The organism is Methylobacterium sp. SD274 (genome assembly GCF_017355285.1).
Taxonomy (GTDB): Bacteria; Pseudomonadota; Alphaproteobacteria; order Rhizobiales; family Beijerinckiaceae; genus Methylobacterium.
Genome location: NZ_JADIJP010000011.1, coordinates 89,905 through 105,764 on the forward strand (window position 1 = coordinate 89,905; position 15,860 = coordinate 105,764).

General features: G+C 67.7%; 12 protein-coding genes. 6 read left to right on the forward strand and 6 right to left on the reverse strand.

Annotated features, from left to right (window positions below):
• Positions 1-133: 133 nt before the first annotated feature.
• The 4 genes from mch to IPV08_RS11840 form a co-directional block, all read right to left on the reverse strand.
• Positions 134-1,120, reverse strand: a complete 987-nt coding sequence (mch, locus tag IPV08_RS11825; protein WP_056423976.1) for a methenyltetrahydromethanopterin cyclohydrolase — start codon at positions 1,118-1,120, stop codon at positions 134-136.
• A complete protein-coding gene (locus IPV08_RS11830) occupies positions 1,117-2,286 on the reverse strand; it encodes an ATP-grasp domain-containing protein (RefSeq protein ID WP_207412034.1) in 1,170 nt (389 codons plus the stop codon). The genes mch and IPV08_RS11830 overlap by 4 nt, the downstream gene beginning before the upstream one ends.
• Before the next feature lie 194 nt (positions 2,287-2,480).
• Positions 2,481-3,374, reverse strand: a complete 894-nt coding sequence (locus IPV08_RS11835) for an NAD(P)-dependent methylenetetrahydromethanopterin dehydrogenase (RefSeq protein ID WP_207412035.1) — start codon at positions 3,372-3,374, stop codon at positions 2,481-2,483.
• A gap of 125 nt (positions 3,375-3,499) precedes the next feature.
• Complete coding sequence (locus IPV08_RS11840) at positions 3,500-4,486, reverse strand: beta-ribofuranosylaminobenzene 5'-phosphate synthase family protein (RefSeq protein ID WP_207412036.1); 987 nt, start codon at positions 4,484-4,486, stop codon at positions 3,500-3,502.
• A gap of 330 nt (positions 4,487-4,816) precedes the next feature.
• Between IPV08_RS11840 and IPV08_RS11845 the strand changes: the two genes are divergently transcribed.
• The 5 genes from IPV08_RS11845 to IPV08_RS11865 all read left to right on the forward strand — a co-directional run bounded on the left by IPV08_RS11845 (position 4,817) and on the right by IPV08_RS11865 (position 10,872).
• Positions 4,817-5,896 carry a hypothetical protein gene (locus tag IPV08_RS11845; RefSeq protein ID WP_056423967.1) on the forward strand — a complete coding sequence of 360 codons (1,080 nt, stop codon included), beginning with the start codon at positions 4,817-4,819 and terminating at the stop codon, positions 5,894-5,896.
• On the forward strand, positions 5,890-7,533 hold the full coding sequence (locus IPV08_RS11850; RefSeq protein ID WP_207412037.1) for a formylmethanofuran dehydrogenase subunit A: 1,644 nt from the start codon (positions 5,890-5,892) through the stop codon (positions 7,531-7,533). Before IPV08_RS11845 ends, IPV08_RS11850 begins: the two co-directional genes overlap by 7 nt.
• A gap of 52 nt (positions 7,534-7,585) precedes the next feature.
• On the forward strand, positions 7,586-8,542 hold the full coding sequence (fhcD, locus tag IPV08_RS11855) for a formylmethanofuran--tetrahydromethanopterin N-formyltransferase (protein ID WP_056423964.1): 957 nt from the start codon (positions 7,586-7,588) through the stop codon (positions 8,540-8,542).
• On the forward strand, positions 8,539-9,336 hold the full coding sequence (locus IPV08_RS11860; protein ID WP_207412038.1) for a formylmethanofuran dehydrogenase subunit C: 798 nt from the start codon (positions 8,539-8,541) through the stop codon (positions 9,334-9,336). The genes fhcD and IPV08_RS11860 overlap by 4 nt, the downstream gene beginning before the upstream one ends.
• A 705-nt stretch (positions 9,337-10,041) precedes the next feature.
• The gene (locus tag IPV08_RS11865) at positions 10,042-10,872 is read left to right on the forward strand and encodes a porin family protein (protein ID WP_056423958.1); all 831 of its coding nucleotides are present in this window, start codon (positions 10,042-10,044) and stop codon (positions 10,870-10,872) included.
• Positions 10,873-11,058: 186 nt separating this feature from the next.
• Here the strand turns inward: IPV08_RS11865 and parE are convergent, their stop codons facing one another.
• Positions 11,059-13,149: a DNA topoisomerase IV subunit B gene (gene parE / locus IPV08_RS11870; protein WP_244478116.1), complete on the reverse strand. Its 2,091-nt coding sequence runs from the start codon at positions 13,147-13,149 to the stop codon at positions 11,059-11,061.
• Positions 13,150-13,447: 298 nt separating this feature from the next.
• Positions 13,448-15,436, reverse strand: coding sequence for a PhoX family phosphatase (locus IPV08_RS11875; protein WP_207412039.1), 1,989 nt, complete (start codon positions 15,434-15,436; stop codon positions 13,448-13,450).
• Between the two features lie 133 nt (positions 15,437-15,569).
• Between IPV08_RS11875 and IPV08_RS11880 the strand changes: the two genes are divergently transcribed.
• Complete coding sequence (locus IPV08_RS11880; RefSeq protein ID WP_056423954.1) at positions 15,570-15,767, forward strand: hypothetical protein; 198 nt, start codon at positions 15,570-15,572, stop codon at positions 15,765-15,767.
• Positions 15,768-15,860 lie beyond the last annotated feature (93 nt).

Below are 15,860 nucleotides of genomic sequence, written 5' to 3' on the forward strand. Positions count from 1 at the left end.
CCCCCTTGCGGGAGAGGGTGGCCCGCGAAGCGGGTCGGGAGAGGGGAGCGCCGGTTCCGGACAGGGCTTCCCCTCTCCCGGTCGCTCCGCGACCACCCTCCCCCGCGGAGGGGGGAGGGTTGCGTGATGGGCCTCAGCTGAAGGAGGCTTCCACCAGTTCCGGCATCAGCCGGCCACCGCGGAAGCTCTTGCCGGTGGTCACCGAGGTGACGATGACCTCGGCCGGGCTGAAGAGCGCGCCGTCGATCTTGTAGAAATCGCCGTTCACCCGGCCGAAGATCTCGGCGAAGGGCGCCCCATGATCGGCGGAGGTGGTGGAGGGAAGCTGCTCAGCGAGTTGCTTGGCATCCGCCTCGTCGGCCTCGACGAAGAGCTGCACCCGGCCACCATAGATGATGGCGTCGTTGGTGCGGCCCATGGCCTGGATGAAATCCGGATGCTGCGGCGAGAGCGGGGCCGAGCCGATGCCGTCGACGATCTTGTGCAGGTCGAAGCCCACGGTATGGGCCTTGTGCAGGGCGACTTCGAGGACGCGGGCGACGACCTGTGTCGAGCCGGCCAGCGACTGGGTCGGTGCGTAGATGAAGGTCAGGGCCTCGGCCGACAGGCCGCAGGCCTCGGCGACCTTGGCGATGACGGAGGCGGGCGGTCCGCCGGCGGCTTCGAGCACCAGGGCGGTCCGGCTGGCCGTGTCACGGTAGCCGAGCTCGTTATAGAGGTCTTCCACCACCGAGACGGCGCGGCCGGGGCCGGAACCCAGGGCGAAGAAACCGGAATCCCCGGTCTCGTCGGCAAGCGACCAGCCGGCATACTGGCTGCCGAGGCAGGCCAGAACCGGATCGGCGGAATGCACCACGACGGAATAGGGCCAGGACGCGATCGGTCCTGTGGGAACGATCGAGACGGTGCCGAGGCCGCCGAGGCAGATCTCGGCGATGCGCCGTCCGGCCTCGATGGAGCCGCGCACGGTGGCGCCGGCATCGACCATGCGCGCGCCGTTCTCGGTGGTGACGGCAAGGCGCAGGGCCTCGGCGTCCGCCACTAGCTTCTCCACGAGGGGAGCGGACAGGGCGTTCAGGCTCGGCGTGGTCCGGAGCGTGGCGGGGGGATGGGTGGTCATCGGGCTTCCTCCGTCGGGGCGAGCAGGGTCCGCAGAGTGGCGGCCCGGACACGCAATAGGTCTCGGGTGGCGGCCGAGTCCGGACCTTGGGCGAACACGGTGCATAACGGTGCATCGCGTGCCACGGGGGCGCCGGATTGTGGGCGGTCGCGAACGAAATCCGGCCAGTCGAGGGGCGGCATCGGCGCGTAGCCGGCTGCCGCGTACCAGATTTCCGTGGCCGCCGCATCCACCGGTGCTGGTTCGATTCGCGGCAAAACGCCGAGGCTCGCGTCGATATGCGCGGTCAGCAGTGGCGTGTTGCGTCGGTCCAGGATGTCCAGCGTGGCTCCTGGGCGCGGGTTGATCTCGGTGAGCCACCATCCCGCCTCGGAGACGAGGAGGTCGGCGCTGGCGAGGCCGCGAAGCCCCGTCGCGGCGACGAGGCTACCAATCGCCGCCGTGATCGCGTCGAGGGCGGGGGCGGCCAGGAAAGGCGGCTCGTGGGCCGCCCGTTCCAGCGCACCGGCATAGCGGAAGGGGCGTAAGGCAGACGGCGCGCTCCATTGCTCGGTCACCGCCAGGATCGCCACCTCGCGCCCGTCGGCCAGGAAGGCGACCGCATGGGCTGTTCCATCGACGCGTCTCTGGAAGTAGGCGCCGGGTGGGGCCCGGCCCATGCCCGCGGGGCGGATATGGCTGCCGCCGGACCCGCCGGCACGCTTGACCAGCCAGCCCGACCGGTCAGCCAGAAGGTCCCGTGTCACTTCGGGATGGGGAATCGCGTGCCGCGCGCAGAGGGCGGCGAAGGCGAACGGATCCTTCAGGGCCCGGACCGAGCGGGGCGTGGCCCCCAGCAGCCTGTGGCTCCGGCCCAGTTCCTCCATCAGATCCGGGGCGGTCTCGAAGCCGCTGCCGAGAACCAGTCCGATCGGTGGCTTGTCCGTCTTGGCGGCCAGGGCATCGAGCCCGGCCAGAACGCCCTCCCCCGTCAGCCCTTCGCCGAAACGGCCCTCGGCGGGGCGATAGCCTTCGGCGAGGGCGCGGGTGTCGGCATCGCCGAAGAGGTCGAGGACATAGGGGCGCAGGCCCGCCCTGCGCGCGGCCTGCGCCAGAGCGCGCCCGGACTGGGCGGCGATGAGAAGTGCGTCACCCTGGGACGGACGCCGTTCGGATGATGCTGCCATTGCGGCGATCGCTTCGGATCACTCCTACGCCGCTCCCACCACCCTGCCTCATCCTGAGGCGACGAGCAAAGCGAAGGCCTCGAAGGAGGCTTCCAGTTTGCTCGGCGGGAGCTGGAGACCTCCTTCGAGGCCCGCTTTCGCGGACACCTCAGGATGAGGTCATGGGTAGGATCGAGCGAGCGGACGAGTGCCCGTCAGCCGGCTACCTCGACGGCGACCTTGTAGGCGTCGCGGAAATCGAGGCAGAGGGGCTCGTCGGCAGCGAGAATCTGGCGGAACAGGCGCGACTGGGTCTGGTACTTGACGTTGCCGACCGCGAGCGCGCCGATGCCGATACCCTTGCCCGTGGGCAGCGCCACGTCCTTGGCGTTCACGTCGATTCCAGCGATGCCGGCGGGCGGTACTGCGTTCACGTCGGAGGCGACGAGGAGCTTCGGCGCCGATTCGAGATCCGTCGCCGACAGGATCGGGACGCCGGCCGGGCCGGCCGAGAGGATCACGTCGGCCTCGGCGATGGCGGCGCGGCGCGCATCGCCGGTGGAGCCGTCGACGGCGCCGACATCAATGCCGAAGCGCCATTTCATCGTGAAGGCGATCTTGCTGACACGCTCCTCGCCATCATGCCCGACGAGGACGGTCTTGGCGCCTTCCAGCGCGCCGATCACCGCCGCCACATAAGCCACGACGCCGGCTCCGCCGAAGATGACGATGCGCTTGCCCTTCAGGTCGGTGCCGAACTTCGCTTTGAGGGCGCGGGTCACCTCGGCGACCATGGCGGCACCGGTGGTGAAGGACCCGGCCGGATCGGCCACGATGTGATTGGCGAAGGGCGGTACCAGGGCTTTCTTCGCCCGGTCCATCATGTCGAGGGCATCCTCGGCATTCTTACCGCCGATGAAGATGCTGGTGCGCGTACCGTCCTGGGGCGAGCGGGAGAAGATCGAATCCTGCACCAGGGAGGTCACGTCCGGCAGGGTTACGTCCGTATAGGTCGCGATCGTCTCGAAGCCAGCATCCACAGCCATGTTCACGTCGAACGGGCTCATATGCTTGAGGGGCGTCAGCATATGCAGAATCGAACGGGCCATCGTCTGTCTCCTCCGCAAGTGTCCGACTCCCTCGCGGGGTCGCCTCTCGCATGGTTTCTTTCACGTCTACATCCAGAACCGGCCTGGGCCGGCATGGTCAAGCGTCGCTCATGCGCCAGGTTCCCTTAAAGTCGCGTGACCGAGGCGCCGCTGTTGCGTCCGCGCGCGATCACGAAGCGCAGGGAACCGGGACGTTCGAGGTCGGCCTTGAGCGCCTGGGCCTCGGCCTCCGACGCCAGGAGGGCGAAGCCGGTCGGCCCCCATGAACTCTGGCCGTAGCCGGCCACCCCTCTGGCGGCGATCGCCGCAAGGGCCTCCGCCACGGCGGGGCTCGCATAGCGCCCTCCCTGATGCGGCGCGAAGTGGTCGCCGATCAACCGCTGGATGGTGGTGATGCCGGCCCCGAATCCTTCGGGCTCCGCCGTGGCGACGGAGGGCAGCACCTGCATCAGTACGATGCGGCAAATCTCGGCCGCCTGCGCCTCCGGGAAGCGCGGCAGGTCTCGGAAGGCCTCGACCTCACGGGTGCCATGCACTCCCGTCATGCCCTCGTCGAGGATGAGCAGCACCCGCCACGCTTCAGGATAGGCGAGACGCGCGATCAGGGGCGGCGGGCCATTGCTGGCGTCTCGGCCCCCGTCGACGATCAGCCCGCCTTGGGTGAAGGCGGCGAGGCCCACGCCGGACCGGTTGCCACGGTCGAGGGCATCGGCGAAGGCATCGGGTGAAAAGGGACGGCCGTCGAGGGCGGCCAGCGCCGCGGCGACACTCAGCGCGAGCTGCGTGCCCGAGCCGAAACCGGCATGGGCGGGGATCGCCTGGTCCACCTGCAAGGCGGCGTGCCCTGCGATGCCGAGATGGCGCGCCGCCGCCTCGGCATAGCCCCTGGCGCGCCCGGCCTCGAACCCGTCCACCCGGAGCGCCGCCGCCGGCCTCGCGGTGAGATCGATGGAGGGGGCGTCGACCGCGAGGCCGATGCTCCCGAAGCGCCGGCCGAGGCCGCCATGAAGATCGAGAAACCCGAAATGCAGGCGCGCGGGTGCATGCACCCGGACTGCGCCGCGTGTCGCCGCTTCCTGGCTGAGAGGCCGTTCGTCGGCGATCCGGTCCACGGCGAGCTCCTTTATCGTGACACGCTCCCGTCCTGGCGCGTGTCAGCCGCATCCTCGTCCCGTCGGTCGGTGGCGGGAGCAAAACCGCGCTCGAGACGACGGCCCGGTTGCCGGCTTCTCCCACGGAGGGCCGACCGCTCGCAAGCACCGCCCGCCATCTCGAACCCCATTGCCTCCATGCGATTGCCCCGAAGCGGCGAGCGTGGGGGGTTGCTTGCGACGTCTCCGCGATGCAAACGTGCCGGCCCACTAGGAATGGACTGGCGCAGTCCCGCCGTGCGCGACGCTGAACACAGCGCGTGCCGGGCCCTCGTTCTCCAAGGTGAAGGCATGGCTGCCTGGGTAAAGGGTGGTGCGGTGGACGTGAGCGCGGCGGTGGAGGCCGCCGCGACGCTCCTCGCCACAGCGAAGACTCCGATCGTCACGGGGTTGAGTGCGGATACGAGCGCGGTGAGGGCGGCCTATCATCTGGCCGGACTGATCGGCGCCTCCGTCGATCCCGCCGGTGGCGACGGACTCTATGCGGAGCTCGGTCCTCTCAGTCAGTTCGGTAACCTCAACACGACGCCGGCCGAGGCGATCGGCCGGGCCGATGCCGTGCTGGTTGTCGGCCTTCGACCGTGGGACCGCCCGATCGTGCAGGAGATCGCCTCCTCCGCGCCGGTGCGCGGCCGCGCCGCCGGCTCCGAGCGGACGCTGCTCTCCCTCGGCGGTCCCGGCAACGGAGCCACGCGGCACGTGGCCTATCCCGCCGATACCGGCGGGCTCGCCGTCTCGGTGGCGCATCTGCGCGCTTACGTGAAGGGCAACCTCTCCGGCGAAGCGGCCTTTGCAGACCTCGCCCGTCGTCTCACGACCGCGCAATACGGCGTCGTTCTCTACGATGCGGCCGAGCTCGGTGAGCTCGGCGTGGAGATGCTGCAGGGTCTGGTCCGCGACCTCAACGACCTCACGCGTTTCTTCGCGCTCTCCATCTCCGACGGGTTCCAGGGGCGTGCCGTGACCCAGCTCGCCTCCTGGACCACCGGCCAGCCGCCGCGGGTCGGTTTCGGACGCGACCTGCCCGAGCATGATCCCTGGCGGTTTGATAGCGCGCGCCAGGTGGCCGCCGGTGAAGTCGATGCCGCCCTGTGGCTCGCCGCCATCCCTGCCCCACGCCCGGACTGGCTCGGCAGCCTGCCGACCATCGCCATTGTCGGCGAGGGCAGCCCCGAGGCCACGGGCGACGTCGCCGACATCGTCATCGCGGTGGGCGTGCCCGGCGAGACCGCCGGCGGCGCCCTGTGGAACGAGCGTCGCGCGGCGATCACCTATTCGCCCCCCGTCGGCCAACCGGCCGACCTCACGGCGGCCGGCGTGCTCGCCGCCATCCAAGATCGCCTCACGCAGAAGAAGGGCGTCTCATGCTGATCCTGATCCAGGGCGGCCGGGTCGTCGATCCTACCGCCGGCCGCGACGGTATCGGTGATGTCTGGATCGAGGACGGCCATGTCGTCGCCGCCTCCGAGCGCAAGCCCGACCGGACCATCGATGCTTCCGGTTGCGTCGTGATGGCGGGCGGCGTCGAGGTGCATTCGCATATCGCCGGCGGCAACGTGGTGATGAGCCGCCTGCTGCTGCCCGATCTCTATGCCAGCGAGGCCGCGCCAGAAGGCCATCCCTTTGCTCATGCCGGCGGCTCCGCCGCCTGGATCGGCGCGAATTACGCGCGGATGGGCTACACCGTCGCCGTCGAGCCGGCGATGCCGCCGACCAACGCGCTCGCGACGCAACTCGAACTCGCCGACATCCCGCTGCTCGACCGCGGCGCCCTTACGGTGATGGGCAACGATGACCAGCTCCTCGAATTGCTGCGCCAGCGCGAGGGCAAGGCGGCGGTGCGGGACCTCGTCGCCCTCTCGGTGGCGACCTCGCGGGGCCTCGGCGTCAAGTGCATCAATGCGGGAGGCGCATCGGCCTTCAAGGACGGGATGCTCAATCTCAGCCTCGACGAGGAGATCCCGGTCTACGGGCTCACCACCCGCAAGATCATGAACGCCCTCCTCGACGCGGTGGAGGAGATCGGTGTCCCGCACCCGCTCCACGTCCATGCCAACAATCTCGGCATTCCCGGCGCCGACGATTCGTTCGTGGCGACGATGGAAGCGGCGGAGGGACGGCGCATCCACTTCGCCCATGCGCAATTCTATGCCTATGGCGCGGCCGATCCCGCCAACCCGGCCACCGGCGGCTTCCGCTCTGCGGCCGAGCGAATCACGGAGGCGATGGAGCGGCACCCCAACGCCACGTTCGACGTGGGTCAGGTCGCCTTCGGCCAGACCGTGACGATCTCGCTGGACGTGATCCGCCAGTTCGCCGGCCGCAAGGGCGCGAACCCGAAGAAGTGGATCATCACAGCAGGTGACGCGGAAGGCGGCGGCATCGTGCCGTTCCTGTACAAGCCGCGCGGCCCGGTCAGCTCCCTGCAATGGGCGATCGGCCTCGAATTGATGCTGCTGTCGGGCGATCCGGAGCGCACCATCCTCACCACCGACCATCCCAATGGCGGCCCCTTCACCGAATATCCGCGGATCATCCATCTGCTGATGGACAAAGAGGAGCGCGACCGTGAGATCGCCGGCCTGCACAACGTCATCGCGGAGCGGTCCGGCCTGTGCGGGATCGAGCGGGAATATTCCTTCTCCGAGATCGCGCAGCTGACGCGGTCCGGCCCGGCCAAGCTCCTCGGCCTCGCCGATCGCGGCCATCTCCGTGAGGGCGCCCGCGCCGATGTCGCGATCTACCGGGACGACAAGAACCGGACCGCGATGTTCGCCCGTGCCCGGCTCGTCCTGAAGGACGGTGAGGTCATCGTCGAGGATGGCGAGATCGTGAACTGGCGTTCGGGCCGCACGCTGGAGCTCGTCGTCGAATCCGACAAGGCGATGGTGACGCGCGCCGACGCCTATCTCGACGCTCGCTTCGGCACCGGCCTCGACAGCTTCACCGTACCGGACGCGGCCTTCCCCGCGGGCGACGTGTTCGAGGACGTGGCATGTCGCGCATGAAGATCCTGCAGGGCTCGAAGACGATGCGTCGCGTGAGGATGGGTGACTGACCATGGCTGACCTCACCCTCAACGGCATTCCGGTGATCGACACCTTCGCCGAGGCGTTCGACGTCGCCGGTACGGCGCTGATCATCACCAACGACACCGCCAAATGGGCGATGATCGCCGCCGTGACCATGACCGGGTTCGCTACGTCGGTGATCGGCTGCGGCGCCGAGGCCGGGATCGATTGCGAGCTCTCGCCGGAGGAGACTCCGGACGGCCGCCCCGGCGTGCGCGTGCTGCTGTTCGGCTTCGAGCCGAACGGCCTCAAGGACCAACTCCTCAAGCGCGTCGGCCAGTGCATCCTCACCTGCCCCGGCACTGCCTGCTATGCGGGCGTCGACGGGCCTCACAAGATCAAGCTCGGCGGCGCGATCCGCTATTTCGGTGACGGGTTCGCGGTGGCCAAGCGTCTGACCGACCCCGGCTCCGGCAAGGCGCGGCGCTACTGGCGTGTGCCGGTGATGGATGGTGAGTTCCTCTGTGAGGATTTCGTCCGCGCGGTGGACGGCGCGGTGGGCGGCGGCAACCTGCTGTTCCTCGGGCGCAACCATGCCGAGACCCTCAAGGTCGCGGAGATCGCCGTGGATGCCGCTCGCTCGGTGGCGGACGTGATCCTGCCCTTCCCCGGCGGCATCGTCCGTTCCGGCTCCAAGGTCGGAGCACGGACGAAAGGCATGATGGCCTCCACCAACGACGCCTATTGCCCGACCCTCAAGGGCCGGGCCGGCTCCGAACTCGCGGCGGAGGTCGGTGTGGTGCTGGAGATCGTCATCGACGGGCTCACATCCCGCTCAGTGGCCGAATCCATGCGCGCGGCGCTCCACGCCTCCACCGAGGCGGGTGCCGCGCACGGGCTCGTCGCAGTGACGGCGGGCAATTACGGCGGCAATCTCGGCCGCCACCATTATCACCTGAAGGACCTGCTCTCGAAGGAGCCGGCGAGCGAGGCTGGAGCGGCATGAGCACCCTCACCCTGCGCCAGGAGCCGCCGGAGCGGCTCGATTTCCTTCATGTTAATCCGCTCTCCCTGAGCGGCCTGACCGAGGCCGAGGCGGGGAAACTCCCCATCGGCACCAGCCGACGCGGCCTGACGCTGGGCGACGTCTTCGCGATCAGCCTCGACGGCTCCGACAGCCTGACCATCGAGGGCGGGTCATCCCGCTTCGACAGCATTGGTGCCTCGCTCAGCGGCGGTTCGATCCGGGTCGTCGGCGATGTCGGCCAGCGCCTCGGCGCAGGCATGGCATCGGGCTCGGTGACGGTCACGGGATCGGCCGGCCCCTATGCTGGATCGGGTGCCAAGGGCGGCACGATCACCATCGAAGGGGATGCCGGCGATCATGCGGGCGGCGCAGTCTATGCCGCCAAGGCCGGGCTCGACGGCGCCACGCTGGTGATCCGAGGCTCGGCCGGCGATTATCTCGGCGACCGCATGCGGCGCGGGCTGATCCTGGTCGGATCCGCCGGGGCTCATGCCGGATCGCGGATGATCGCAGGCACGATCGCGGCCCTCTCGGTGGGTGACCATCCGGGCTACGGCATGCGGCGTGGGACGATCCTCGCAGGCGGACACGGTGCCCTGAGCCCGAGTTTCGTCGAGACGGGAACGCACGATCTCGTGTTCTTGCGCCTGCTCGCCCGATCCCTGCGCGCCCTCAGCCCCGCCCATGCCGACCTCGCGGCGGGTGCGCTCAAGCGCTATTCCGGCGATCTCGCCACCCTCGGCAAGGGTGAACTCTGGGTTACGGCCGCCTGAGAAACCGGGCGAGTCCCTTGCCGGCGGCGCTCTGCGCCGTCGGCGGAGTCATCACGTATCCGTTAGCCCGGTGCGATCCTGCTGATCGACCGTTGATCGCCCCGCCCTCATTCTCCGGGGCTCTGGACGCATAGGCCACGGCGCTGGCCGGGAAGCCCGGATCGCTCAGATCATGGCTCGCAAGGTTCGTTTCGTCGGAGACGAGACGCCGGATCGGTACGATCGCTCCGTTCGAGATATGCCGGCTAGGCGTCGCCGCGACCCGAAAACCGGTTTCTACGGTACGAGTCTCAAGATCGCCGGACCTGCGCGACCCCCAATCCTGCATTTACTTGCCAGGCCCCGCTCCCATGCAGGAGCTGCGTCGTCCCCTTGAAAGCCGGACACCGTTCTCGCGAACATCACAGTGATCATTGTTGCTGATCTGAATGATGCATAATTATTCTGATTAACAAATGGTTGTAGAAGGTGTGGAGCGGATGTCGCACCGGTGGATCTGGATCATCGGTCGCTCTGAAGGAGAAATACCCTCAGGTGCGCCAGAACACGTGGCCGATTCCTAATTCCTCACCTGAGTCTAACCTTTACCCTTCGTTGACGGCTGCTGCTGTATTCGATGGATGTTGTTGCAGGAATGCGACAGACCTCACGCCCGACCAAGCCTACAAGCGCTCAGGCTTAATGCCCATCAGGACCAGACACACAATGAAAAGACTGCTTCTCGCTACGACCGTTCTCGCCGGCCTGACTGCTGTCGCTTCGGCCGCCGACCTTCCCCGTCGCGCCGCTCCGCCGGTCTTCGTTCCGGTCCCGGTCTTCACGTGGACGGGCTTCTACGCCGGTATCAACGCCGGTTACGCTTTCGACGCCGGCAAGGAAGGCCCCAACTCCTTCCCGGTGGCGAGCCGCTTCACCGCCGCTGGCACCCCGCAGGTCGCCACGTTCAGCAAGGACAGCCAGGACGGCTTCTCCGGCGGCGCGCAGATCGGTTACAACTACCAGTTCACCCCGGGTTCGGGCGTGGTCGTCGGTATCGAAGCCGACGCCCAGTACCTCGATTTCGGCGCCAAGCGTCGTGACTCGGGCGTCGTTGCCGCTCCCGGCTTCGCCATCAACGACCCGCGTGGCCTCTCCAGCCTCGACTTCTTCGGTACCGTCCGCGGTCGCCTCGGCTACGCTTTCGACCGCACCCTCGTGTACGGCACCGGCGGCTTCGCTTACGGCGCTGGCAGCACCGACCGTAGCTTCGGCGGCTTCCAGGGCAACGACGACTTCCGCACCGGCTACGCCGTCGGCGGTGGTATCGAATACGCTCTCCCCACCGACTCGTTCTTCAACTTCTTCCGCGCTTCCGCTGTGACGCTGAAGGTCGAAGGCCTGTACGTGAACCTCGATCGCGGCACCCGCAACCAGGGCGCCTTCATCATCAACACCGCCGCCAACAACGCTGTCGTGCAGTCGATCAGCAGCGGTCGTCGCGACGACGAGTTCGCCGTCGTCCGCGCCGGCCTGAACTACAAGTTCGGCACCTACTAGGATCGTCCATAATCTCCGCGCAGTCCTCCTTGAGGGCTGCGCGGCTCAGGATCGTCCTTACGAAAAACCTGGCCTCGCGGCCGGGTTTTTTGCGTTGGTATGGGTTCGTCGCACAGTGACGGGGAAGCGGTGCTTCCCCTGTCTCATGCCAGACCTCGATCAGCCCGCCTCAGCCCGCACTCGGCATCAGATATCGAGCACGGCCTCGTCGGCGAAGGCGGCGCGTTCGGAGATGAAGGCGAAACGGGCTTCGGGCTTGTTGCCCATCAGCCGCTCCACGGCGTCGCCCGTGGAGACGCGCGCCTCGTCGAGGACCGCGACGCGCAGAAGGGTGCGCTTCTTCGGGTCCATGGTCGTCTCCTTCAACTGCGCCGGCATCATCTCGCCGAGCCCCTTGAAGCGGCTGATCTCGACCTTGGCACCCTTGAACGTGGTCTTGATGACCCGCTCCTTATCGGCATCGTCACGGGCATAGGCCGTCTTCGCGCCGTGCTGGAGGCGGTAGAGCGGCGGGATCGCGAGGTAGAGATGGCCCTTGTCGATGAGCTTGGGCATCTGGCGATAGAAGAAGGTGATCAGCAGGGATGCGATATGGGCGCCGTCGACATCGGCGTCGGTCATGATGATGACCTTCTCGTAGCGAAGATCCTCGCCCTTGTAGCTGTTGCCCGTGCCGCAACCGAGCGCCTGGGTCAGGTCGGAGATGAGCTGGTTGGCGCCCATCTTGTCGCGACTGGCCGAGGCCACGTTGAGGATCTTGCCGCGCAGGGGCAGGATCGCCTGGCTGGCGCGGTCGCGCGCCTGCTTTGCCGAGCCGCCGGCGGAATCACCCTCGACGATGAAGATTTCCGAGCCGGCCGTACCGGCCTTGGAGCAATCGGCGAGCTTGCCCGGCAGACGTAGCTTGCGGGTCGCGGATTTGCGCGCGACCTCTTTCTCCTGGCGTCGGCGCAGGCGCTCCTCGGCCCGGTCGATCACCCAGTCGAGAAGTTTGTTGGCCTGGGCCGGGGAGGCGGCGAGCCAATGGTCGAACGCGTCGCGGATCGCCGTCTCGACAATCCTCGAGGCTTCCACGGTGGCGAGCTTGTCCTTGGTCTGGCCCTGGAATTCCGGCTCGCGGATGAAGACGGAGAGCATCGAGGCGCAGGTCGCCATGACGTCATCCGTTGTGACGGAGGTCATGCGCTTAGCCTGGCCGACGCGTTCGGCATGTTCGCGTAGGGCCCGCAGCAGGGCGACGCGCAGGCCGCTTTCATGCGTGCCACCCTCGGCGGTGGGGATGGTGTTGCAATAGGAGTGCGAGACCCCGTCCTCCACCACCATCCAGGCGACGGCCCATTCGAGGGAGCCATGGCCACCGGGCTTCGTCACCTTGCCGGCGAAAACCGCATCGGTGACGAGTTCCTTGCCCTCGAGATCGCGGGCGAGATAATCGCGCAGGCCGCCGGGGAAGCGGTGCACGGTCTCTGCCGGGACGTCGTCCATCCCCTCGATCAGGGACGGCGCGCAACGCCAGCGGATTTCGACGCCGCCGAACAGGTAGGCCTTTGACCGGGCCATCTTGAACAGCCGGCGCGGATCGAATTTCAGAGCTCCGAAGATCTCGGCATCGGGATGGAAGCGCACCCGGGTGCCGCGACGGTTCTGCACCCGGCCGACCTCCACCAGAGGCCCCTGCACGTGGCCGCGCGAGAACGTCTGGCGGTACAGGGTCTGGCTGCGGGCGACCTCGACTTCGAGGCTGTCCGAGAGTGCATTGACCACGGAGATGCCGACGCCATGAAGGCCGCCCGAGGTCTCGTAGACCTTCGAGTCGAATTTTCCGCCGGCGTGCAGCGTCGTCATGATGACTTCGAGGGCGGATTTGCCGGGGAATTTCGGATGCGGGTCCACCGGGATACCGCGTCCGTTATCGGTGATGACGAGGTGGCCCGTCGCCTCCAGTTCCACCTCGATGTAGCTGGCATGGCCGGCCACAGCCTCGTCCATGGAATTGTCGATCACCTCGGCGAAGAGATGGTGCAGGGCGCGTTCGTCGGTGCCGCCGATATACATGCCCGGCCGGCGCCGGACGGGCTCCAGCCCCTCCAGCACTTCGATCGACGAGGCGTCGTAGCCGGCCTCGGCTGTTTCGATGGGCGCCTTGTCGAGGGGCGCCCGGGCGGCGGAGGAAGCCTTGGCACCGCGAACCGGCGCCTGGCCGCCTGCGAACAGATCGCTCGGCCGGCCGACGGCGGGGGCCGCAACGGCCTGGCGTGAGGTCTCGCGCTGAGTCATGTGCCAACCATACAGGAACGAAACGGAAACGTGAAGCGCCGCCATGAGGGCGCGGGAGGTCTCTCCCCGTGTTCCTGCACAGCTTGCGCCGATTCCCTTAACGCTGTGTCGTCGGGATTTCGGAGGGACCGTCGCGGTCGCTGCGCCCTGCCCTTTCCCCGGTCGCTATCCGTACCCCTGCTGGCACTCTGAAGGAGTTGCGGCGCAATGGGGGCGAGTTCCACGACGCCGGTTCGACAGGGCCGCCATTCAACGGCGACGGAGGGGGATCCAGTGTCCAGCTGGAAAGGTCGAGCGGTCAGCTTCCGACCCGGCCACCGCCTCGCTTCGTGATGGCGACGATGGCCGGCCGGGGCGGCATCGCATCGTCGAAATCCGGCCACCGGGTCGAAGGTGCCTCGAACGTGGCGGGAGCGGCCTTCGGATCCTCCTCGTCGGCCTCGCCGGGATGCTGGACGGCGACGAAGAACGTGGTGTCGTCCGGTGTGAAGTAGGGGCCGCACATCTCCGCGCCGTTGGGCACCCGGAAGAAGTGCTTGCCGGTTCCCCGTCCCTGCCCGTCCGTCTCCATGGCCCAGATTCCGTCGTTCCGGCCCGTCTTCGATGGCGAGTTCCCGTCGGTGGCGACCCAGAGCCGACCCTGTCCGTCGACCGAGCAATTGTCCGGCATGCCGAACCAGCCGTCCTTCGTCGTCGCGGAGGAGAAGGTGGCGCCGACCGTAGCGATGGAGGGATCGCCGCATTTGACGAGGATCTCCCAGGCGAAGCCCGGTGCCGCATGGTCGCCCTCGTCGGGGGTCAGCTCCACGATGTGGCCGAAGCGGTTGTCGGGCCTCGGATTGGCGGCGTTCACCTCGTCGGGTTTGCGTTTCACGTTGTTGGTGAGCATGACATAGACCTTGCCGGTCTTCGGATTGGCCTCGACGTCTTCCGGGCGATCCATCTTGGTGGCGCCGAGGAGGTCGGCGGCACGCCGTGCCTCGATGACCACGTCGGCCTGGGAGCGGAACCCGTTCTCCGTCGTCAGGGGGCCTTGTCCGAAGACCAGCGGCATCCAGGCGCCGCGTCCGTCGGCATCGAACCGGGCGACGTGGAGCGTGCCGGAATCGAGGATATCGCGGTTGGCCTGCCGGTCGGCGAGATTTACGGCCGCGTCCGTCACGAACTTGTAGACGTAGTCGAAACGCTCGTCGTCGCCCTGGTAGACCACGTAGCGGCCGCTCTTCGAGACGATGCCGGCGGCGCCTTCGTGCTTGAACCGGCCCATGGCGGTGCGCTTCGTCGGGACGGAGGCGGGATCGAACGGGTCGATCTCCACGACCCAGCCGAAGCGGTTCGGCTCGTTCGGCTCTTTGGACAGGTCGAACCGCTCATGGAAGCGGCCCCAGGCATAGGCGTTGCCGGGCAGGCCGAGACGCTTGTGGTTGGTCGCCTCAGCAGAACCCTCAGCGAGGGAGCCCGAGAAGTAATAGTTGATGTTCTCCTCGCAGGTGAGCCACGTCCCCCAGGGGGTGGTTCCGCCGGCGCAGTTGTTGATCATCCCCTTCACCGTACGGCCCACAGGATCGGCCGTCGTCTTCAGCCGGTCGGAGCCTGCGGCGGGACCGGACAAAGTCATCACCGTCTCCGCGGTGATGCGCCGGGCGTGAGGCGAGTTCGGCACCACGGCCCATTTGCCGTCCGTTCGCTTCACCTCGATCACCGATCCGCCATGGGCGGCCATCTCGATATCGACGAGCTCGCGGTTCATGCCCTTGAACGCAACGGTCTTGATATCCTGGCGGCCGAGGCCGGGGAACATCAGCTCCTCGTTGGTGTATTCGTGATTGACCACGAGAAGTCCGTGCGCCGCCGGATCGGCGGCGCCGGGCATCGGGAAATAACCGACGAAGTCGTTGTTGTAGCCGAATTGCCGGGCCTGGGCCTCCGCCGACTGGTTCCGCGGATCGAAAGCAGGCGCGCCAGGCAGGACTGGATCGCCCCAGCGGATCAGGATGTCGGCATCGTGCCCCTCGGCCACGTGATGGTGGGTGTCCGAACCCGCTTCGATCTCCTTGAACGGGAACGGCGTCGCCCGTCCCTGCGCCGCCGCAGCCGGGGCGGCCGCGAGCGCGCGGGGCGTCACCACCGCCGCGATGGCGCCGACCCCGAGGAGACCGCGCAGGAGGTCGCGCCGGTCGAACCGCGCGGCGACCACATCGCCGAACGTGGCGTTGCCGCTCGTATTCGTGCCTGCATCCTCGCCGTCTTCGGCGGCCTGCGAGCGGGTGCGCAGCGGCTCGGTCATGGTGGAACTCGTCCTGTGACTTAGGTGACGGATTCCTAGGAGCCGGACATGGCGGGGCGATGACGGGTCGGATTGGGAACCAATCTCTGGTTTGTGCGTTTCCGCACATAGAGCCGATCGGTGGGAGAGCGACATGGCGCCCTCTGCAGCCTTGAGAATGGTGCGCCACGACGATCTCATCCGCGCGTCGCAGGCTGCGGGTCGTGCCTTCTCGCCGATCGAGGACGGAGCCGACGACGGATCGACGGCATCCTCCAAATTTCTTGCTCTCTCGGCGGTGTCTCTTGCGGGCTTCCTCGCGAGCTTCGGAGCCTTCCTCTTTTTCGTCTGAGGGCAGCGCAGCCCTAAAGGTCGAGGGAGCCGTCTGCTCGCCGACGAAGCTATGCCTGGCTCAAGCCGACCGAACCATCATATCGCAAGGAAA